Annotated in this window: 16 protein-coding genes; 4 read left to right on the top strand and 12 right to left on the bottom strand. The window is 41.8% G+C overall.

The window, feature by feature from the left end; genetic code table 11:
• Positions 1-143 precede the first annotated feature (143 nt).
• On the top strand, positions 144-1,184 hold the full coding sequence (locus tag E4635_RS10210) for an aldo/keto reductase (protein ID WP_135526563.1): 1,041 nt from the start codon (positions 144-146) through the stop codon (positions 1,182-1,184).
• 5 nt (positions 1,185-1,189) lie between these two features.
• Here E4635_RS10210 and E4635_RS10215 read toward each other — a convergent pair whose 3' ends face one another.
• The 3 genes from E4635_RS10215 to E4635_RS10225 all read right to left on the bottom strand — a co-directional run bounded on the left by E4635_RS10215 (position 1,190) and on the right by E4635_RS10225 (position 5,525).
• Positions 1,190-2,557: a PQQ-dependent sugar dehydrogenase gene (locus tag E4635_RS10215; protein ID WP_135526564.1), complete on the bottom strand. Its 1,368-nt coding sequence runs from the start codon at positions 2,555-2,557 to the stop codon at positions 1,190-1,192.
• Between the two features lie 115 nt (positions 2,558-2,672).
• Entirely contained in the window at positions 2,673-4,289 is a 1,617-nt protein-coding gene (locus E4635_RS10220; RefSeq protein ID WP_135526566.1) for a DUF4139 domain-containing protein, read from the bottom strand.
• A 69-nt stretch (positions 4,290-4,358) separates the two neighbouring features.
• Entirely contained in the window at positions 4,359-5,525 is a 1,167-nt protein-coding gene (locus E4635_RS10225; protein WP_135526567.1) for a vWA domain-containing protein, read from the bottom strand.
• A 150-nt stretch (positions 5,526-5,675) separates the two neighbouring features.
• On the opposite strand from E4635_RS10225, the gene E4635_RS10230 reads away from it, so the two are divergent.
• Positions 5,676-7,493, top strand: a complete 1,818-nt coding sequence (locus E4635_RS10230; protein WP_135526569.1) for a tetratricopeptide repeat-containing sensor histidine kinase — start codon at positions 5,676-5,678, stop codon at positions 7,491-7,493.
• Positions 7,490-8,239, top strand: a complete 750-nt coding sequence (locus tag E4635_RS10235) for a LytR/AlgR family response regulator transcription factor (protein ID WP_135526570.1) — start codon at positions 7,490-7,492, stop codon at positions 8,237-8,239. Before E4635_RS10230 ends, E4635_RS10235 begins: the two co-directional genes overlap by 4 nt.
• A gap of 76 nt (positions 8,240-8,315) precedes the next feature.
• Here E4635_RS10235 and E4635_RS10240 read toward each other — a convergent pair whose 3' ends face one another.
• The 9 genes from E4635_RS10240 to panC form a co-directional block, all read right to left on the bottom strand.
• Positions 8,316-8,504 carry a hypothetical protein gene (locus E4635_RS10240; protein WP_135526572.1) on the bottom strand — a complete coding sequence of 63 codons (189 nt, stop codon included), beginning with the start codon at positions 8,502-8,504 and terminating at the stop codon, positions 8,316-8,318.
• Positions 8,505-8,670: 166 nt separating this feature from the next.
• Complete coding sequence (locus E4635_RS10245) at positions 8,671-10,629, bottom strand: transglycosylase domain-containing protein (RefSeq protein WP_135526574.1); 1,959 nt, start codon at positions 10,627-10,629, stop codon at positions 8,671-8,673.
• Between the two features lie 22 nt (positions 10,630-10,651).
• A complete protein-coding gene (locus E4635_RS10250; protein ID WP_135526576.1) occupies positions 10,652-11,164 on the bottom strand; it encodes a hypothetical protein in 513 nt (170 codons plus the stop codon).
• On the bottom strand, positions 11,161-11,628 hold the full coding sequence (locus tag E4635_RS10255) for a gliding motility lipoprotein GldH family protein (RefSeq protein WP_135526577.1): 468 nt from the start codon (positions 11,626-11,628) through the stop codon (positions 11,161-11,163). Before E4635_RS10255 ends, E4635_RS10250 begins: the two co-directional genes overlap by 4 nt.
• 40 nt (positions 11,629-11,668) lie before the next feature.
• Positions 11,669-13,030, bottom strand: coding sequence for a DNA repair protein RadA (radA, locus tag E4635_RS10260; protein WP_135526579.1), 1,362 nt, complete (start codon positions 13,028-13,030; stop codon positions 11,669-11,671).
• Entirely contained in the window at positions 13,030-14,304 is a 1,275-nt protein-coding gene (locus E4635_RS10265; protein ID WP_135526581.1) for an alpha/beta hydrolase, read from the bottom strand. The genes radA and E4635_RS10265 overlap by 1 nt, the downstream gene beginning before the upstream one ends.
• 40 nt (positions 14,305-14,344) lie before the next feature.
• On the bottom strand, positions 14,345-15,307 hold the full coding sequence (locus tag E4635_RS10270; RefSeq protein WP_246020747.1) for a lysylphosphatidylglycerol synthase transmembrane domain-containing protein: 963 nt from the start codon (positions 15,305-15,307) through the stop codon (positions 14,345-14,347).
• Between the two features lie 2 nt (positions 15,308-15,309).
• Positions 15,310-15,660, bottom strand: coding sequence for an aspartate 1-decarboxylase (gene panD, locus E4635_RS10275; RefSeq protein WP_135526584.1), 351 nt, complete (start codon positions 15,658-15,660; stop codon positions 15,310-15,312).
• 13 nt (positions 15,661-15,673) lie between these two features.
• Positions 15,674-16,522, bottom strand: a complete 849-nt coding sequence (gene panC, locus E4635_RS10280; RefSeq protein ID WP_135526586.1) for a pantoate--beta-alanine ligase — start codon at positions 16,520-16,522, stop codon at positions 15,674-15,676.
• A gap of 108 nt (positions 16,523-16,630) precedes the next feature.
• Here panC and E4635_RS10285 point away from each other — a divergent pair, with 108 nt between their 5' ends.
• A complete protein-coding gene (locus E4635_RS10285) occupies positions 16,631-17,440 on the top strand; it encodes a glycogen/starch synthase (protein WP_135526588.1) in 810 nt (269 codons plus the stop codon).
• Positions 17,441-17,476: the final 36 nt, after the last annotated feature.

Here is a 17,476-nt window from a genome sequence, read left to right on the forward strand (position 1 = left end):
CATAATAACAGAAGGCCCGGCGTAGAAATCCCGGGTCTTTTCTTTTGGAAAGGATTCGGCTTTGTATTTTGCCGCTTTCGAGGTATCTTTGCCACTTTCCAAACTGAAAACAGTACAGGAAAAGAAGTAATACGGATAACAAAATGAAATACACCACCTTACCCAATACCGATTTAAAAGTTAGCAAGATCTGCCTCGGGACAATGACTTTCGGGAACCAAAACACTGAAGCGGAAGCCCATTACCAATTAGATTATGCCGTGGAAAGAGGCATTAATTTTCTGGATACCGCTGAAATGTACCCTATAGGCGGGAATGCGGCTATTTTTGGAAGCACGGAACGTTTTATAGGTTCCTGGATTCATAAAATCGGAAAAAGTAAACGGGAAAACCTGGTCGTAGCAACGAAAATCGCTGGCCCTAACCGTGGTATGGCCTATATCCGCCAACCGTTGGATTTCACTAAAAAAAGCCTTCATGAAGCCGTAGATTTAAGCCTTAAAAACCTGCAAACCGAGTATATTGACCTGTACCAGATGCATTGGCCGGAACGCGTCATGAATATGTTCGGGCAACGCGGTGTTTCGGAAATTGACAATCGTTGGCAAGACAATATCCTGGAAGTCCTTACTGTTTTTGAGGGTTTGATCAAAGAAGGGAAAATCAAACATATTGGTGTTTCCAATGAAAATCCGTGGGGCGTGATGAAATTCCTCAGCGAAAGCGAAAAGCACAACCTTCCGAGAATTGCAACCATCCAGAACCCGTATTCGTTGCTGAACCGGTTATTTGAAGTGGGGCTATCCGAAATTTGCATGCGTGAAAACGTAGGGCTAATGGCGTATTCCCCGCTTGGATTCGGATTCCTGACCGGCAAGCACCTTAATGGTATCCAGCCGGATTCCCGCCTTGGATTGTTCCCGAATTTTGTTCGCTATACCAACGACAATTGCTTCAAAGTCACTAAATTATACCAGGAATTGGCGCATGACTGCGGATTGACCCTGACCGAACTGGCCCTGGCTTTCGTAAACCACCAGAAGTTTGTCACTTCGACTATTATCGGAGCCACGAACTTGGACCAATTGGAGGAAAACATCAATGCTTTTGACGTGATGCTTACAGACAGTGTTTTGGCGGAAATCAATAAAATCCAGGAAAAGATACCAAATCCTGCTCCGTAAACAAGCTATTCGACGGCTAATTTATGTGTAAAAGTAACGCCTAGGTTGGTCCTGATGTTCATAAGATAAAGGCCTGCCGGTAAGGTTTCTGTACTGATGGCATTGATTTCCAGGTTTCCGGTTTTTTTGGCGAGCAATAATTTCCCGTTTATATCGAAAACTTCCACATCGGTAGGATAATTTTCGTTTGATTTTTGAATGAAAACTTCTGATGTAGCCGGATTTGGGTAAATGGTAAATCCGGTTTTGTCAAATTCGGAAACGCTCAGCGAAGAATCGTAAATTTTATAAATCGTTCCGTTATTGATGGCGGCCACATACAGTTCCCCGTTTTTATCTTCCCCGAAAGTCGTAAAATTATTGCCGGCAAATGAAGCCGAATAGGTAACGGCTCCTGCTGAAGTCATCAGCCCGATTTGAGGCTTGCAGTAATCGGTAAAAAGATATTTCCCCGCAAAACCAGGGTACAAACTTCCTGTGTACACATAACCTCCTGTAATGGAGCATACTCCTGTTGCATGGCTTACCACTGCCAGCGGGAAAGTCATGGTTCCCATAGCGGCACAGCCCGTCGTATTGTAGGCGGTATTGCCCTCATAGCAACGCCAGCCATAATTGAGGCCCGCTTGTGTTGACGTTACTTTGTTTATTTCTTCGGTATTATTCTGGCCGACATCGGCAATCCATAAATCGCCATTATTGCGGTTGAAAGAAAATTTCCAGGGATTCCGTACGCCTATCGCCCAGATTTCATCGGCTCCGGCCACTCCGGCATAAGGGTTCCCGGCCGGAATTCCGTAAGGACTGCCTGAATTGACATCTATGCGGAGTATTTTTCCCAAAAGCTCATCGATGTTTTGAGCCCGGTTTCCAGGATCGCCGGCACTTCCGCCATCACCCATTCCTATGTACAGGTAACCGTCAGGGCCAAATTTGATGCTTCCGCCATTATGGTTGGAGAAGGGCTGGGCAATTGTTAAAAGTATCGTGGCACTGGCAGGATTGGCAATATCAGGATTGCCGCTGTCTACAGTATAGCGTGCAATTACAGTATTTCCGCTGGGATTGGTATAATTCACATAAAAATAACCGTTGGCAGCATAATTGGGATGGAAAGCCAAACCAAGCAAACCGCGCTCGCCCCCGGAGCTTATGATGGCGGAAAGATTCAGGAAAGGGGTTGCGTTTATCGCTCCGTTGGTATTTAATATCCTAATGAGGCCTCCCTGTTGTACAACGAACAAACGGGTGTCTCCTGCATGGGTAATTTCGACCGGACTGGTGAATCCCGTTGCAAAGGATTGTAAGGCGATGGTTTGTGAAAATGATAAGCCGCAATGGAATGCGATTAGCAAGGATAGGATTTTTTTCATGGGTTAGTTGGTTTTGATCTGGTACGTAAATTTATAAAAAAATGATTACAAAATAGTATGTAACTATTTGATTTTTATAAAAATAAAAAAACCAGTCATTTGACTGGTTTTTGCGTTATAAATTGCCGATGATCTTGTTTTTTGGGTATTTGACAATGTAACTGATCCTGATTTTGCGGGTTTCGTTCGGTTTAAGGTCCAATTCCCAGGTCAGGATGCCCGTTTCCGTATTTACTTTGGCTCCGTCCTTGTCTTTGAGCTCGACTTCGATTTCCTTATCTGTACTGATTGGGTACTGATCTTTGAGCAACATCCGGATGGTTTCCTTTTTATTATTCCGCAGCGTAATATCATAGGTAAAAGTCTGTTCTTTTTTGGACGATAAAAACCGTGTGCCTGATTTCTCCACGACCTTTTCCCTTTTGATAGACACTTTTTTATCACGGCCCATACTTAAATTCAGCGTATCTGAAGTCTGGCCCGGATTGATGGTTGTCTTCCCGACATACAAGCCTTCAAAAATAATATTGGCTTCGCCAGGCAACAAATTATATTTGGAATAATCGTTGATTTCGGCCAATAAAAAGGCTTCTTTCTCAACCCTTGGAGCAGCGTAATATTTGTACGAAGCCGGTAATTTTATTTCCTTCAGGGCGACACTATGCACTTTTCCGTTGGATAGAATGTCATAAGGAATGTCAATATCAAACGAAACGTTGAGCTGGTTTTCCTGGATGGTGGTATAATCGGAAATAGAAGAGACTTCCCCTTTGGCTTTTTTATCTTGGTAACCATCTGCTTTCTCTGCTAAAGATTGTATCACGTTCATTCTTGCATTTTGGTCGTAACCATAATTCGGCACATAACCATATCGTAAAAACCAAGAACTTAACACCGGCGCCTGATTATTCTGGTTCGGGTTCCCGGAGGATAATGTCAGCTTGATCTTTTTCCAGTCAATCCCGGTATTTTGCATGACCTGCGCTTTGTACATCATGTTGATAGGGTCTTTTACATTTTCCGCCCGCAAATCATAAAAAGGGGACCAGGTCGCATTATTGGTCACGTAATTGATGTCCAGGTTGACGCTTCCGGCCACTTCGTTCATGACTTGCAGGATGAGTTTCCCCGTAGAGGTTTTTTCTTCTTTTTTGGCATTGATTTCCAGCTTTGCATTGAGTTTTGAGAGTTTTTCATTGAGTTTATTTTCCCGTTCATACAACACATTGACACTATCGCTCAGTTCGGTTCTTTTCGATTGGTAATACGCTACCAGTTTGATCAGTTCCGAAACGTTAAGGCCTGAATTTTGCCCGGCCACATTTTGGTTTTTATCCAGCAGTTCAATAGTTTTGGAATGCGAAGTCCGCTCATTGATTACCTTCGAAATGGCAGCTTTGACCAGGACAATGCTGTCCCGTACTTTTTTGATGATCGGATTGCTTTCATCGATTTCATATTCGGAAATATAATTGTTGGTAAACTGGACCGATAAAATAGTCACCGTTGAAGGCGCGCCAATCTGGATGGTATTTTCATTGAGGTAATCGGCCACGTTTTTTACCACGACTTCACTGGTGCCCGAAGGAAGGTTTACAGAAGTCGTTTGGGACAATTCGGCAGCACTGAAATAAACGGTGGCACTTTTTACCTTGGCCGAAGTAAAAATCGGTTTCTGGGCAAAAGCCAGGCCGGAAACCAATAAAGAGAGTAAAAGAAGGATATTTTTCATTACGGGTACATTAATGTTGTTAGTATTTTAGAGTACAAATGGCTCGAAATGGTTGGAAAGGCCTTAATTTTATTTCTCGACAGTGTATCCTTTTACTTTTGCAAAAGCGATGATAGAAGTATTGATGGCTTTGCCCAAATCGTCTTGTGTTTTGGTTTTTTTAGCTTCGGAATCAATATAATCCTGGCGTTTTTTGGCCAGTTCCGAGATTTCTTTTTGGATGGCTTCGCGTTCTTTGGATTTCTGTTCTACGTATTTTTTGATTTCTTCCTTGCTTTTGTTTTTGAGTTCCGAAGGCAATTCTTCTTGTTTGATTTTAGAAATGGCTTCCTTATCGTCTTTCATTTTGTCAACCAGGTCCCAGCTGTCGTTTTTATAGGCTGCTTTCGATTTGCTCACGGCGCGTTCTGCATAATTAGCCGAAGAAACGCCTTGCGCATTCTGGTCCTGTGCTTCCTGGTTTCTTTTTTTCTCATATCCTTTGGTTCCATAACTGATATAGGTTGTATTGATTTTGGTATTGCATTCCGAAATCCTCACGTCATAAGGCGTTATGATATATTGAACGGCCTGGTTGGAATCAATGTTGAAATATTTTCCTTTGCCTACATCGGCACCGTCTTTCCAAAAAGTATCAATCCCTTCGCGATTGTCCCCACAGAAAATAGTATTGACAAAAATATCATGGTGCAGCGCATCGCTGATGGCTTCTTTGTAACTAATCCCGCCTTGGTTGAAGGCTTCGTTCCCGGCAATGTATATCAGTTTCATATTGGCACTGTCTTTGCCCCAGGAAAGTTGTTTTGTAGCATCGGCAATAACAGCCCCGCAGTATTCCGAACCGCCGTTGGTCCTTAGCGAAAACAGTTTTTCCGAAATCAGGTCCAAATCAGTAGTCAGGGCGGTCACCTGGCGGATATAGTTGGATTGGGATGACAAGCCGTCGTTGCCGTATTCGTACAAGCCAATTTCGATGTCCGGTGTTTTGCCCTGGTATTTTAAGGTTGTTAGTGTGTTTACAATATTCCACAAGCGTGATTTGGCCTGTTCGATCAATCCGTCCATGCTGTTGGAAGTATCCAATAAAAGTGCCACCTGGATTTTGGTATTGCCGTCTTTTTCCGGTTTCACGGCCAGGTTTTCTGCTGCTGCCATTGGTTTTTTGGTATTGTGGCAAGCGGCAAAGGAAAGAGAAGTGGCTAATAATGCCGTAGTGAATAAAAGTGATGTTTTCATGATTTCCAGTTTTAAGATTACATTCCAAAAGTACCAAGACCAGGCATCCGTTTTTTGCAGAATGGGTGAAACGGGTTTTTGACTTGGTGAAACGATTAGGAAAAGGATTTTAAATTAATTTACTTTACAGTATCAAATACAAGAGATGAAATGCGTTTAGTATCAATACTTTTTAGCGGTTTTTTAGGGATGATGCTGTTCTCGGGCGGAGCCATGGCACAGGATACTCTTATCAAAAGCAAAAAAGCTTCCAGCAGTAAAATGGTCAGGGCGGCAGACGATCTGAAAAAGTCGTTGGATGTTGATGATGATGCTAAAATTGCCAAAAACTACGAAGCTTTAGCCCAGGAACTTATCGATAAAGAAGAGTATGCCAAAGCGGAAGAATACCTAAAGAAAGCATTGGCAAGCTATAACCAGTTGGATCAAAAAAAAGACAAGGCCAGGGTTACCCGAAAACTTGCCAAAGTACAGGAAAACCAGAATAAAATCAATTCGGCCATTATGAATTACCAGGCAGCCGGAGCAGTAGCCAAAGATAAAGATGACGAACAGCTCAACCTGAATGATGCCAATCGTTTGAGGTATGACAATAATCCCGCGGCCCAATCAGCGTTTAACAAACGAAACATCCAATTGCTGGAAAAGGAAAATAAAAAAGAGGAAGCCGCTGACGCTTATGTACAGCAGGCTGAAATGAACCTGCAGCAAAAAAACAAAGAAGTTGCCATTGAAAGTTATGAGAAAGCGATTTCATTTTCCAAAGACAAACCGGAAGCCGTAGCCAAGCTTACCAATAAAATTGCCAAAGTATACGAGTTGGACAACCAGTTTGACAAAGCAATAGCCATCAACACCAATTTACTGACAGAGGCCAGGGCCAAGCAGGATTTCGATACGCAAATTACCCAATTGCAATCTTTGGCCACCCTTTATTTCAAAAAAGACGAACCAGGAAAAGCGGTTGCTTCTTTGCAGCAGGCTTACGAACTGGCTTCAAAGCAAGGCAATACGGCAGCAGTAAAAAAGAGCCTTTCCCAATTGTTGGGGTATTATAAAACGCATGGTAAGGATAAAGAAAGCATCGCCTTATACGAGCAGTTTTTTCAGAATTTTGAAAAATTGATCCAATCCGACAGCGCTCTTGTAGATGCCAAAACGTTCCATGTCACAGAAGAGAAAATCCGTCAGTTGGAAAAGGAAAAAATACTCAAAGACGAATTGATTTCGAAAAAAAATACCTTCAATTATTTCCTGATTGGATCTATTGTATTGCTGCTGCTTTTTTTCGGATTGATCGTAAAAACGCTTTATTCCATTAAAACCAAAAACAAGGAAATCGCCCTGCAATCCCTGCGACGTGAAATGAACCCGCATTTTATTTTCAACAGCCTTAACAGCGTGAACCAGTTTATTTCGCAGAACAAGGAATTGGAAGCCAATAAATACCTCACCTCTTATTCTAACCTGATGCGCAATATGATGGAGAACTCCAATAAGGATTTTGTGACGCTCGGCAACGAGATTGAACAGCTCAGGAAATACCTGGATTTGGAACATCTTCGTTTTCAGGACAAATTCGATTATCAGATCATAGCCGATGAAAACCTCGACATCGAAACCACATTTGTCCCGAACATGATCATACAGCCCCATCTGGAAAATGCTATTTGGCATGGCCTTCGGTATAAGGAATCCAAAGGGATGCTTTTGCTTAAATTCACCTTAAAAAAAGGAAAAATAGGCGTGATCATTGATGATAACGGCATCGGGCTGACCAAAAGCCAGGAATTGAAGACCCGCAACCAAAAGGTGCACCATTCCCGCGGGCTGACCAATACCAAGGAGCGTATTACTTTGCTAAATGAATTGTATAAAACGAATATTACTTTTAACGTAAGTGAAAAAATAACGCCTGAAACAGGGACTATTGTCGAAATTAATTTTCCATTACTAGACAGGATATGATGACATTGCAAAAAATAACCGCTGTAGTTGTAGAAGACGAGGCCGCCGCAAGGGAAGTGCTCAAAAATTACCTGAGCAAATATTGCCCGCAGGTCGAGGTGATTGGGGAAGCCCAGAATATTAAGGAAGCCGTTCCGCTGTTGCATGAAGTGCTTCCGCAAATGGTTTTCCTGGATGTGGAAATGCCTTTCGGAAATGCTTTTGATGTGCTGGAAGCCTGCAGGGATTTGCAATTTGAAACGATCTTCGTAACCGCTTTTTCCGAATATTCGCTCAAGGCCCTGAACCAAAGCGCGGCTTATTACCTGCTCAAGCCTATCAGTATTGAAGAGCTGATTATTGCCGTCAATAAAGTACAGCAGCATATCCTGAACCATGATATTTTTAACAGGAATAAAATCATTGTGGAAAATTTCAGGGAAACCAAACCGGAAAAGCAACAGGTTATTTTGCCAACCCTTGAAGGTTTTGAAGTGGTGAAAATGGAAGACATCGTGCGGTTGCGGGGCAATGGTAACTTTACTGACTTGTATTTGTCCAACGGGAGCAAAAAAATGGTCTGCCGTTTGTTGAAACATTTCTCGGAAATTTTGCCTTTTCCGTTTTTGCGTGTCCATAAATCGAATATCATCAATGTGAATTTCGTAAAATCGTACAACAAAGGGGGTTATGTGATGCTCGAAGATGGCACGGAAATTGAAATTTCACCCACTTATAAAGAAGGCTTCTTGAAGAATTTCAAGTAATGATAATCCTAAAGGACACAAGCGTTCCTGCAGGATTCTCCTTTATTTTAATGATGGCCGTCTTGGCATTATACAATTAAAATAACTTTGAGAATGCCCATAATACAATTAACAAACCAATACCCGCAAATAGTACACAGCCGGATTCAGCTAAATATTCCCCACCGTTCCGCTGCTGGTATTTTTCGCCGAGTGTTCCTCCAAGCCATCCAAAAAGAAGTGTTACCACCAATAGCAGCAACGCAAATAAAATACCGCTTGCCATTTTGATTGTTTTTGATGTTTAGTTTTAATGCAATTTTACTTGTCTGATATTCAGATTGATAAAATCAATGTAAAGATACGGAAGATTTAATGAATAGTTGTTTTCTGGCACAGGATAACGTCTTCATTCCCGGAGAAATAAGCAAGCTTTTTATTTTATGGCAAAATTAAAAATCAAACTCATCGGTCACCAGCGAATCTGCCGCAATGGAATCCTTGACTACCTTAAGTTTCAAAAAAGAGCGGGCATACCCCGAAACATAAATAGGGAAGGATTGCCCTATAGTGTCGTCCGCCGTAATCAGGGCTCGTCTGAGCATTAGGTTCCGGATAAAAGCCTGGTGTTTTTCGGCATACGGTTTCTGGTTGCCCTGGCCGTCAAACTGCCACATGAATTTCTTTGGTTTGGGAACAATTGAAGCCAAAAACAGGCATTCGTTCAGATTTAAATCAATAGGTTTTTTGTTGAAATAGAAACGGGCTGCCTCGCCAATCCCGTACACATTTGGCCCCCATTCGATCACATTGAAATATACTTCCAGCATCCGTGATTTGGACGCAATCCGGTTGTTTTCCAAAATGTAGACCAATAAGATTTCCTCCAATTTCCGCGAAAGTGTTTTTTCCCGGGTCAGGAATACATTTTTCACCAATTGCATACTAATGGTACTGGCACCACGTGAAAATTTCTTGGTCCTGATGTTCTTGACTATCGATTGTTTGAAAGCTTCGTTGATGAATCCGCGATGGTTGAAAAAAGAAGGGTCTTCCGAAGTAAGGACGGCTTTTTCAAGATACGGGGCAATTTGGTCCAGTGGCGTATAATCCGGGTTGGCCGAACTCACCAAGATTGCCCGCTGCGGCACTCCGTTTTCCATGGCGCGGTAGGTAAATCCTTCGTTAAGCTTCGACAGGTTGGCCTGGCCGTATTTTGTAATCTTCAGGTTTTCTTTATTGATTTTGCTATCAAAAACCAGGGCATTAGGTTTATTTTTGTTGTATTTGAAATTCAATTTATAATCAAAATCCCCTTCGGCTTCCATGCCTTCAAAATGGGTAAACAAACCTTCGGGCAACGAACCGATGAAATCCTGCGCCTTCATCTTTTCCATATTGATTTTCAGCTTGTAAATAGTATCTTCCTCGGTATTGTATTCGGCAAAAGGATGGATTTTTATACTGTTTAGTTGTGCTGTGGAAGTGCTGTCCAAAGAAATGAAATCACTTCCGAGCAAGAACCGGTAATCAAAACGGGCATTTTTGATGACCACGTCTTTTTGCGCAATTTTTGGGTGGTTTACGGTAAAATTTGAAATGGAAGCAAAGCCGTCAATGTGCAGTTCGCCGCTTTCCATATCCAGTTTTTCAAGGTTGAGGTGGATGTTGTCGAAACTCGATTTCAGCCCGAAACGTTCATCTATATAAGGTACCAGGATCTTGGTCGTATCGCTGTTGGAGAATTTCAGGTCCGCTTTCCTGTCCCGCGGATCGGCAAATCCCATAATGTTCCATTTTTGTGAAAAAGTGTTGGTTTTTACATTGATGGCCGTTTGCAGCTGATGGTTTTCCAATTGCAGGTTGTCTATGTGCATGGTCACGTACCGTTGCATGTCCACAATCCGGAACGATAGGTTTTCCAGGGCCATTTCAGTAGGGACCAGGTTCAGCAGTTTAGATAAAATCCTATAGGCACGCCGGGCATAATTGCGGCTTTCGTTGGTTTTCTCGTTTTTGTCCCGTTTTAAAAAAGCGTCAAAATTGCGCCCGTTTTCGTTTTTGACCAATTGGATAAAACCGTTTTTCATTTCCAGTTTCTGTAGTTGGATATCGCCGGTAATCAGTTGCAGCAGGTTTACATTGGTCTTGATTTTCTCTACAGATAAAAGCGTGTCGGCTTCTTTAGGTACCAAAACGATTCCCGAAAGTTCTACTCCCGAAAGACCCGTAAAAGAGGCTTTCCCGACTGAAAAATTACAATCGTACTCTCTTTCGAATTTGGATCCCGCGCGTGCTATGGCTTTTTGCAATAAAGTGTCACGAAAGAAATAAAGGCCTGCAACGGCCAATATTACTACGGATCCGAAGATTTTCAGGAACAGGAAAAACTTTTGCTTTTTGGTGCTCATCGCCATTAAAATGCTTGTAGGATTAAGATAGCGAAGCTACTAAATTTTCCACTTCTAATTTCTGTTGGGCGTATTTTTCTTGAAGGACAGAATCTTCACCCATTTTTCGGTAATAATCTAGCGCCTTGTTCCCAAAGAAAACCTGTTGGTGCTTTGGCATGTCAGGGATTTGCGGATAGGTGCGGTGAAAGAGCATCTCATAATGAGCCTGCCATTCGCGTTCGTTACGGTCTTCCACAAAATTCCCATTCATTTTCTGGCCTACGTGGATCATTTCGTGCGCAATAAGATTGAGCATCAATATGAATTCGAATTCAAAAGTATTTTCCGGGATTCGGATTACCTGCGGCAGGCCAAACGTTCCTTCGGTGGTCATCAAAACATAATCGGGCTTGGCTTTTTCCCGCAATTCAAAACCTTTGAAATTAGGATGCCTGATGCCGTATTCTTCAATGGCAAGGTTGGCCGCCTGGATAGTTTCGCCCAGTTCGTGGTACGTTTGGATTAATTGCAGTATTTCGGAATAGGGTTTCATTCGGCAATCTCAACATCCAAACCAATCCCAAGAACATTCGGCAGGTAAGGACCATTGAAAGAATTGGAAATGGTAACTTTATAATTTCCTTTGGCCAAATTGACCTTGTTTTTTACAGTAAAGCTTACATCACAAATATCTCCCGCACATTCTCCCAGCTGTTTGCCCGAATCGTCTTTTATCTTTAATGGAACCGCTATTTTTTCTTCCTTGCCAGAAGGATCGGTTATCATTATAACGATAGGAACCGTTGCAAATTGATAATCATATACATGGCCGAAACGCAAAACGATATTGTATTGTTTTGTTTCGTCCTCTATGGAAAAGTCATAGGTTTTGGTATTGGTTTTTTCCCATCGGTTGTTGGAAAAACCATTGTCGAATTTGCTGTAAACATTTCCCTGTTGGCAGGAAATCAACAAAAAAGCTATAAAAGCGGGTAAGAAGTAGGTTTTTGTTTTCATTTTTGGTTTAAGTAGTTGGTTTATGCGGTTTATTCAGATTTTAGCCAAACAATTCGCTGGCAACATCTTCGATCTTGGCAACCAACCGGATTTTGATTCCGGTGTTTTTTAGGGATATTTTATTGTATTTCGATACAAAAATGGTTGAAAACCCTAATTTTTCAGCTTCCTGGATCCGCTGGTCCACACGATTGACAGGGCGGATTTCTCCCGAAAGGCCTACTTCTCCCGCAAAACAGAAATCCTTATTGATGGAAATATCTTCGTTTGAGGACAAAATAGCGGCCACTACTGCTAAATCTATCGCCGGGTCATCTACCGAAATACCTCCGGTAATATTCAGGAAAACGTCTTTGGCCCCTAACCGGAAGCCGGCACGTTTTTCCAGTACCGCCAAAATCATATTGAGCCGTTTGGCATTGTAACCGGTCGTGCTTCGTTGCGGTGTTCCGTAGACGGCGGTGGAGACCAAGGCCTGGATTTCAATCATTAACGGGCGCATGCCTTCCAAGGTGGAAGCAATGGCTGTTCCGGAGAGTTCTTCGTTTTTGTGCGAAATCAGGATTTCCGACGGATTGCTGACTTCCCGTAAACCGGAGCCCTGCATTTCGTAAATCCCCAATTCGGCGGTAGACCCAAAACGGTTTTTCAAGGATCGCAAAATCCGGTAGACATGATTCCGGTCTCCTTCAAACTGCAAAACGGTATCAACCATATGTTCCAGGATTTTGGGCCCGGCAATACTTCCGTCTTTAGTGATATGGCCTATCAGGATTACCGGAACGTTGGTTTCTTTGGCAAATTTGATCAATTCTGCGGTTGTTTCCCGAATTTGGGAAATGCTCCCGGGAGACGATTCGATATAATCGGTATGGAGCGTCTGGATAGAATCGATAATGACGATTTCCGGCTCGATTTCCTGGATCTGGCGGAAAATATTTTGTGTTTTGGTTTCCGTCAGGATATAACAATTATCACCGTTTGGCGTAATTCTTTCCGCACGCATTTTTATTTGCTTCTGGCTTTCTTCGCCTGAAACATATAACGTTTTATAGGGTAATTTTAACGAAATCTGAAGCAGCAGCGTGCTTTTCCCGATACCGGGTTCTCCTCCCAAAAGCGTTAGGGAACCGGGTACAATCCCACCACCCAGGACACGGTTCAATTCACTGTCTGTGGTGTCCATCCGGATTTCCTGGGTGGAATCGATTTCTTTTATTTTTAACGGCCTTGACGCTTTTTTTACTTCCGAAGTATCCGGTTTCCAGGCTGTTTTTTCTTCTTTCTGGATGATTTCCTCAACAATGGTATTCCATTCCTTGCAGGCATTGCACTGGCCTTGCCATTTGGCATATTGGTTGCCGCAGCTTTGGCAAAAAAAGGACGTTTTTATTTTGGCCATTATTCGGTTTTTTTCTCTTCGGTTGGTGGTGTTTCTGCCGGAGGGGCATCAGCTGGTGTGTCTGATGGCGGTGCTTCTTCTATAACTTCTTCGGTGGCTTTCTCTTTTGGCCTTCCGCCTTTGAGCCCTTTTTTAGGCATTAGTTTTTTCAGGTCTTCGGCTTTGTTCATCATCATGTCTTTGGTCAGGTCGCCAATTTCTTCTTTCATGAAAGCATCCTGGTAATGCTTGATCGCTTTTTTTATTTCACCGGTTTTTTCGTAGTACATTCCCATATGGTAATCGTACAACATTGTTTTTTCGTATTGCTGGCCGGAAATCTGAGCCAATTCTTCAAATCCCTTAAAATCGCCCGATTTTAAAATGGCCGCTTCGATGGCTTTGAAATCGTTAAGGCGCACATTCATTGTGATGCCCAACGATTTTTGGATCGTATCGTATTTTTCATGCAGGTATTTTACGTGCTCGCTAGGCAGGATCGCGATTTTTTCCTGGTATTCGATGGATGAAATAGGCCTGTAAACGGCAAAAATCTGGGACAAAGCGCTTGGTATAGCATTGAGGGCCAATGAATAATGCGAAGCTCCTTTGAAATCATCAAATTTATAATTCAGTAAAGGGTTTTTTACGGTTTGCATGTTCTTGTCCAATACCTTGATCTGGTTTTGGAATTTTTTCAGGTCGCCATCGGAAGTAGCCACATAATAAAAGATTGGATGCTTCATGGCTGACAGCCTTTGTGGGATCCTTTCATCCATGCCATTTGCCAATTCCGGGCTCATGGAAATATAGGCTTCAAAAATAGGCATGTCTTTGTATAAAAAGGCGTTGAGGAATCCTGCCGTAGCATCTAAACCTGCAATTATTTTGAATGGGGCCAACCTGAATTTTTTCTCCAGGTGAGGCAATAATTCGGTACCGATAAAATCGAAAAAAGCACTTCCGCTTTTGGAAGGAACGCCTGTTTTGAGTTCAAATTCCGAATCGTCATAACGCTCCTGGTTTTGGTTGATTCCCACAAGGATTACTTCAGGCATGTCGTCCCAATAATTACCATAGGTAAGGTTCCCTTCAAAAGGGCTGAACAGGTATTCGCCGTCCAGTACCAGCAACAGCGGGTATTTCCGCTCCGGGTTTGCTCCGTAAGAAGGCGGAAGTTTGATTTTTACCGTTCTTTTGGCATCCAACTTGGCGGAAAAGATTTCTTCTACTGTCGTTTGCGAAAACAGTGATGCGGAAAGTAAAAGCATGAAGCTTAAAAAAAGTGATTTCATAAAATTTGGGATTGAGAAATTCAACCAGCAATATAATAATTTATTTCTTTTGGCCTACGATTGGCAAAACTAAAAAAGAAAGCAGGCCTAAAAAGACTGTGATAAGGAACTGTGAAGTCCAGATGATCCAGCCTAATGCTTGCCCGGCTTCTTTAGGGATGTGGTATAAAAAAAGTATGTTTCCGATTAGCGGTGGGAAAAACCCAAAGCCTCCGTTGGTAAAGGTCATTACTAATCCTCCAATGACAAAAGCCACAATTGTAGTTCCTAAAGATATATTTTTGGTTGCGTCCAACGAACATACCGTAAGATAAAACATGGCAATATAACTGGCCCAAATTAAAACGGTGTAAGCAAGAAAAGGCAATTTGTCAGGCATATTCCGAACACTGAGAATGCCTTCTTTCAATCCGTTTATTTTAGATTTTACCAACAGGATATATTTCCATTGGGAAAAGTTATAGAGGTAAAATAAGGTAAGGAGTCCAGCGAATCCCAAGCAGCCCAAAACAATTAAAAGGTTGATGGGTATATTGGTAAGCAGAAAAGTTTTTAACGTAGAGAATTCTAATACGACTGAGGCCGTGATAAGGAGTAAAAGAACTGCAAAATCTACAATTCTTTCAGCAATGATGGTTCCAAATGCTTTGTCAAAAGGCACATCCCTGTATTTTTTTAAAATCATTGCCCTTGAAACCTCTCCGGATCTTGGAATTCCCAAATTAACAAAATAACCGATGCTTACGGCTAAAAAATTGATCAGAAAACCAGGGTGGCTGCCTATTTCGGCTAAAGTATATTTCCATCGGTACGCTCTAAAAGCATAACCCAAAAAAGCAATGAACAAAGCCATTCCAACATAACTGTAATTAGCCGTTAAAAAATGCTTTTTTATAGTTTCCGTTTGCTCAGGGGTAAATGAAAAATAGAGGTATACGGTAAGAAGAGCACCTAAAGTCAGTGGGATTATGACACCTAAATAGGAGCTTGCCTTATTCTTCACAATTACGTAAGGGAATTATCGTTTTCGTTAGGGAAAACGATAGATGGCTTGAATGTTTTCGCTTCTTCGATATTCAGGATTCCGTAAGCAATGATAATGATGATGTCGCCTTTGTGCACTTTTCGGGCAGCAGGTCCGTTCAGGGTGATTTCACCACTGTTCCTCGGGCCCGTGATGGCGTATGTTTCCAAGCGCTCGCCGTTGTTTAGGTTGACGATGGATACTTTTTCGCCTTCAAAAATATTGGAAGCTTCCATTAGGGCTTCGTCAATAGTAATACTGCCGATATAATTTAAATCGGCTCCGGTAACTTTTACCCGGTGAATCTTTGATTTTACAACTTGAATTTGCATGCTACAAAGGTAATTATTTTAATGTAATGGTGTCAATTAATCTGACGTTGTTAACAAAAACAGCGATAAATGCCCTATAGGTTTTTGTTTTGCTTTTACGCAGGCAGGGCAAAAGGGTCTCTTCATCTGCGATTTCAAAATATTCCAGTTCGAACATGGTTTGTTTTTGGAATGTTTTGGTTACCCAATCGGTCACAGCAGCAGCACTTTTTGTGGCAAACCGTTTTTTGGCTTCCGTCAAGGTTTTGAAAATGAAAGAAGCGTTGTCCCTTTCTTCGGCAGAAAGCCTTTCGTTGCGGGAACTCATCGCCAGGCCATTGGCTTCCCTATGGATTTTGCAGCCCACGATCTTTACCGGAAGATGGTGTTTTTCGACCATTTTCTTTACGATCTGCAATTGCTGGAAATCCTTTTCCCCAAAATACGCATGGGTCGGGCCGACAATTTCGAATAGTTTTTTTACAATGGTTCCTACCCCGTCGAAATGCCCCGGCCGGTGTTTGCCTTCCATTTGGAATTCTAGCCCGTCATAGTCAAAATGCTTTGAAACGGTATTTCCTTCATAAATATCTTCAACCGAAGGCGCGTAAACAATTATATTTTTATCGAGCGAATTTATTTTCTGCATATCGCTTTCCAGCGTCCTTGGGTATTTTTTCAAATCTTCAGGATTGTTGAATTGGGTCGGATTTACAAAAATACTCACAACAGTCACTGTGTTGTTTTTTAGCGATTCTTTCATTAACGACAAATGTCCTTGATGTAAAGCACCCATGGTTGGGATAAATCCGATGGATTCTTTTTCGAGCCAAAACGGCTTCAAATGAGCTTTTAGCTCTTTTTGTTTAACAAAAACAGACATGTTTGTATTATATAAATTCAATGCAAACTTACTATTTTAGTCTTTATCTGCATAAAATTTTGTAATTTTGCATGGAATTGTGTTCAATAAACATAACAAAAATAAAACATGGAGGATAAAAGGATTTTGTATGTATCATCCGAAGTAGTGCCCTATCTTGCTGAAAATGAGGTTTCTTTAATGTCGTATGACGTGCCAAAAATGATTAATGACCAAGGCGGACAAATACGGATTTTTATGCCCCGTTATGGCAATGTAAACGAAAGAAGACATCAATTGCATGAAGTTATTCGTCTCTCCGGGATGAATCTGGTGGTTAACGACGTGGATATGCCGCTGATTATTAAAGTAGCTTCCATTCCAAAAGAGCGAATCCAGGTTTATTTTATTGATAACGATGAGTATTTCAAACGCAAAGCTACCTTTGCTGATGAAGATGGAGTTTTGTTTCCCGATAATGACGAACGTGCGATATTCTTTGCAAAAGGAGTGGTGGAAACCGTAAAAAAACTCAACTGGGTCCCTGATATTATCCATGTTCAGGGTTGGATGGCAGCCATGTTGCCTATTTATATGAAACATTTTTACAAAGACGAAGCGTTATTTGCCGATACTAAAATTGTCACTTCTGTTTTCAACCAGTCCTTTGACGGTAGCCTCGATGCTCAAATGAGCCAGAAAGTACAGTTTGACGGTGTTCCCCATGAAGCGATTTCGGAATTGGACGAACCTACTTTTGAAAACATCATGAAGGCTTCCATCAATCATTCCGACGGGGTGGTAATCGCCTCGGAAGGCCTATCCTCAAATTTAACAAAATTTATAGAAGCTTCAAAAAAACCTTTTTTACCTTTCGCCACGAAAGACAAGTTCGCGGAAGCGTATACACAATTTTATAAAAATCAAATTTTAGGTTAATTTAAATGATGAACATCCCTTTTTTTAAAAAGCTAA

This window comes from Flavobacterium humi, from assembly GCF_004745595.1.
In the GTDB taxonomy this organism is placed as follows: domain Bacteria; phylum Bacteroidota; class Bacteroidia; order Flavobacteriales; family Flavobacteriaceae; genus Flavobacterium; species Flavobacterium humi.

Coding starts and splice junctions, on each gene's coding strand:
- E4635_RS10210 (WP_135526563.1), top strand. CDS start 144: ATGAAATACACCACCTTACCCAATACCGATTTAAAAGTTAGCAAGATC.
- E4635_RS10215 (WP_135526564.1), bottom strand. CDS start 2,557: ATGAAAAAAATCCTATCCTTGCTAATCGCATTCCATTGCGGCTTATCA.
- E4635_RS10220 (WP_135526566.1), bottom strand. CDS start 4,289: ATGAAAAATATCCTTCTTTTACTCTCTTTATTGGTTTCCGGCCTGGCT.
- E4635_RS10225 (WP_135526567.1), bottom strand. CDS start 5,525: ATGAAAACATCACTTTTATTCACTACGGCATTATTAGCCACTTCTCTT.
- E4635_RS10230 (WP_135526569.1), top strand. CDS start 5,676: ATGCGTTTAGTATCAATACTTTTTAGCGGTTTTTTAGGGATGATGCTG.
- E4635_RS10235 (WP_135526570.1), top strand. CDS start 7,490: ATGATGACATTGCAAAAAATAACCGCTGTAGTTGTAGAAGACGAGGCC.
- E4635_RS10240 (WP_135526572.1), bottom strand. CDS start 8,504: ATGGCAAGCGGTATTTTATTTGCGTTGCTGCTATTGGTGGTAACACTT.
- E4635_RS10245 (WP_135526574.1), bottom strand. CDS start 10,629: ATGAGCACCAAAAAGCAAAAGTTTTTCCTGTTCCTGAAAATCTTCGGA.
- E4635_RS10250 (WP_135526576.1), bottom strand. CDS start 11,164: ATGAAACCCTATTCCGAAATACTGCAATTAATCCAAACGTACCACGAA.
- E4635_RS10255 (WP_135526577.1), bottom strand. CDS start 11,628: ATGAAAACAAAAACCTACTTCTTACCCGCTTTTATAGCTTTTTTGTTG.
- radA (WP_135526579.1), bottom strand. CDS start 13,030: ATGGCCAAAATAAAAACGTCCTTTTTTTGCCAAAGCTGCGGCAACCAA.
- E4635_RS10265 (WP_135526581.1), bottom strand. CDS start 14,304: ATGAAATCACTTTTTTTAAGCTTCATGCTTTTACTTTCCGCATCACTG.
- panD (WP_135526584.1), bottom strand. CDS start 15,660: ATGCAAATTCAAGTTGTAAAATCAAAGATTCACCGGGTAAAAGTTACC.
- panC (WP_135526586.1), bottom strand. CDS start 16,522: ATGTCTGTTTTTGTTAAACAAAAAGAGCTAAAAGCTCATTTGAAGCCG.
- E4635_RS10285 (WP_135526588.1), top strand. CDS start 16,631: ATGGAGGATAAAAGGATTTTGTATGTATCATCCGAAGTAGTGCCCTAT.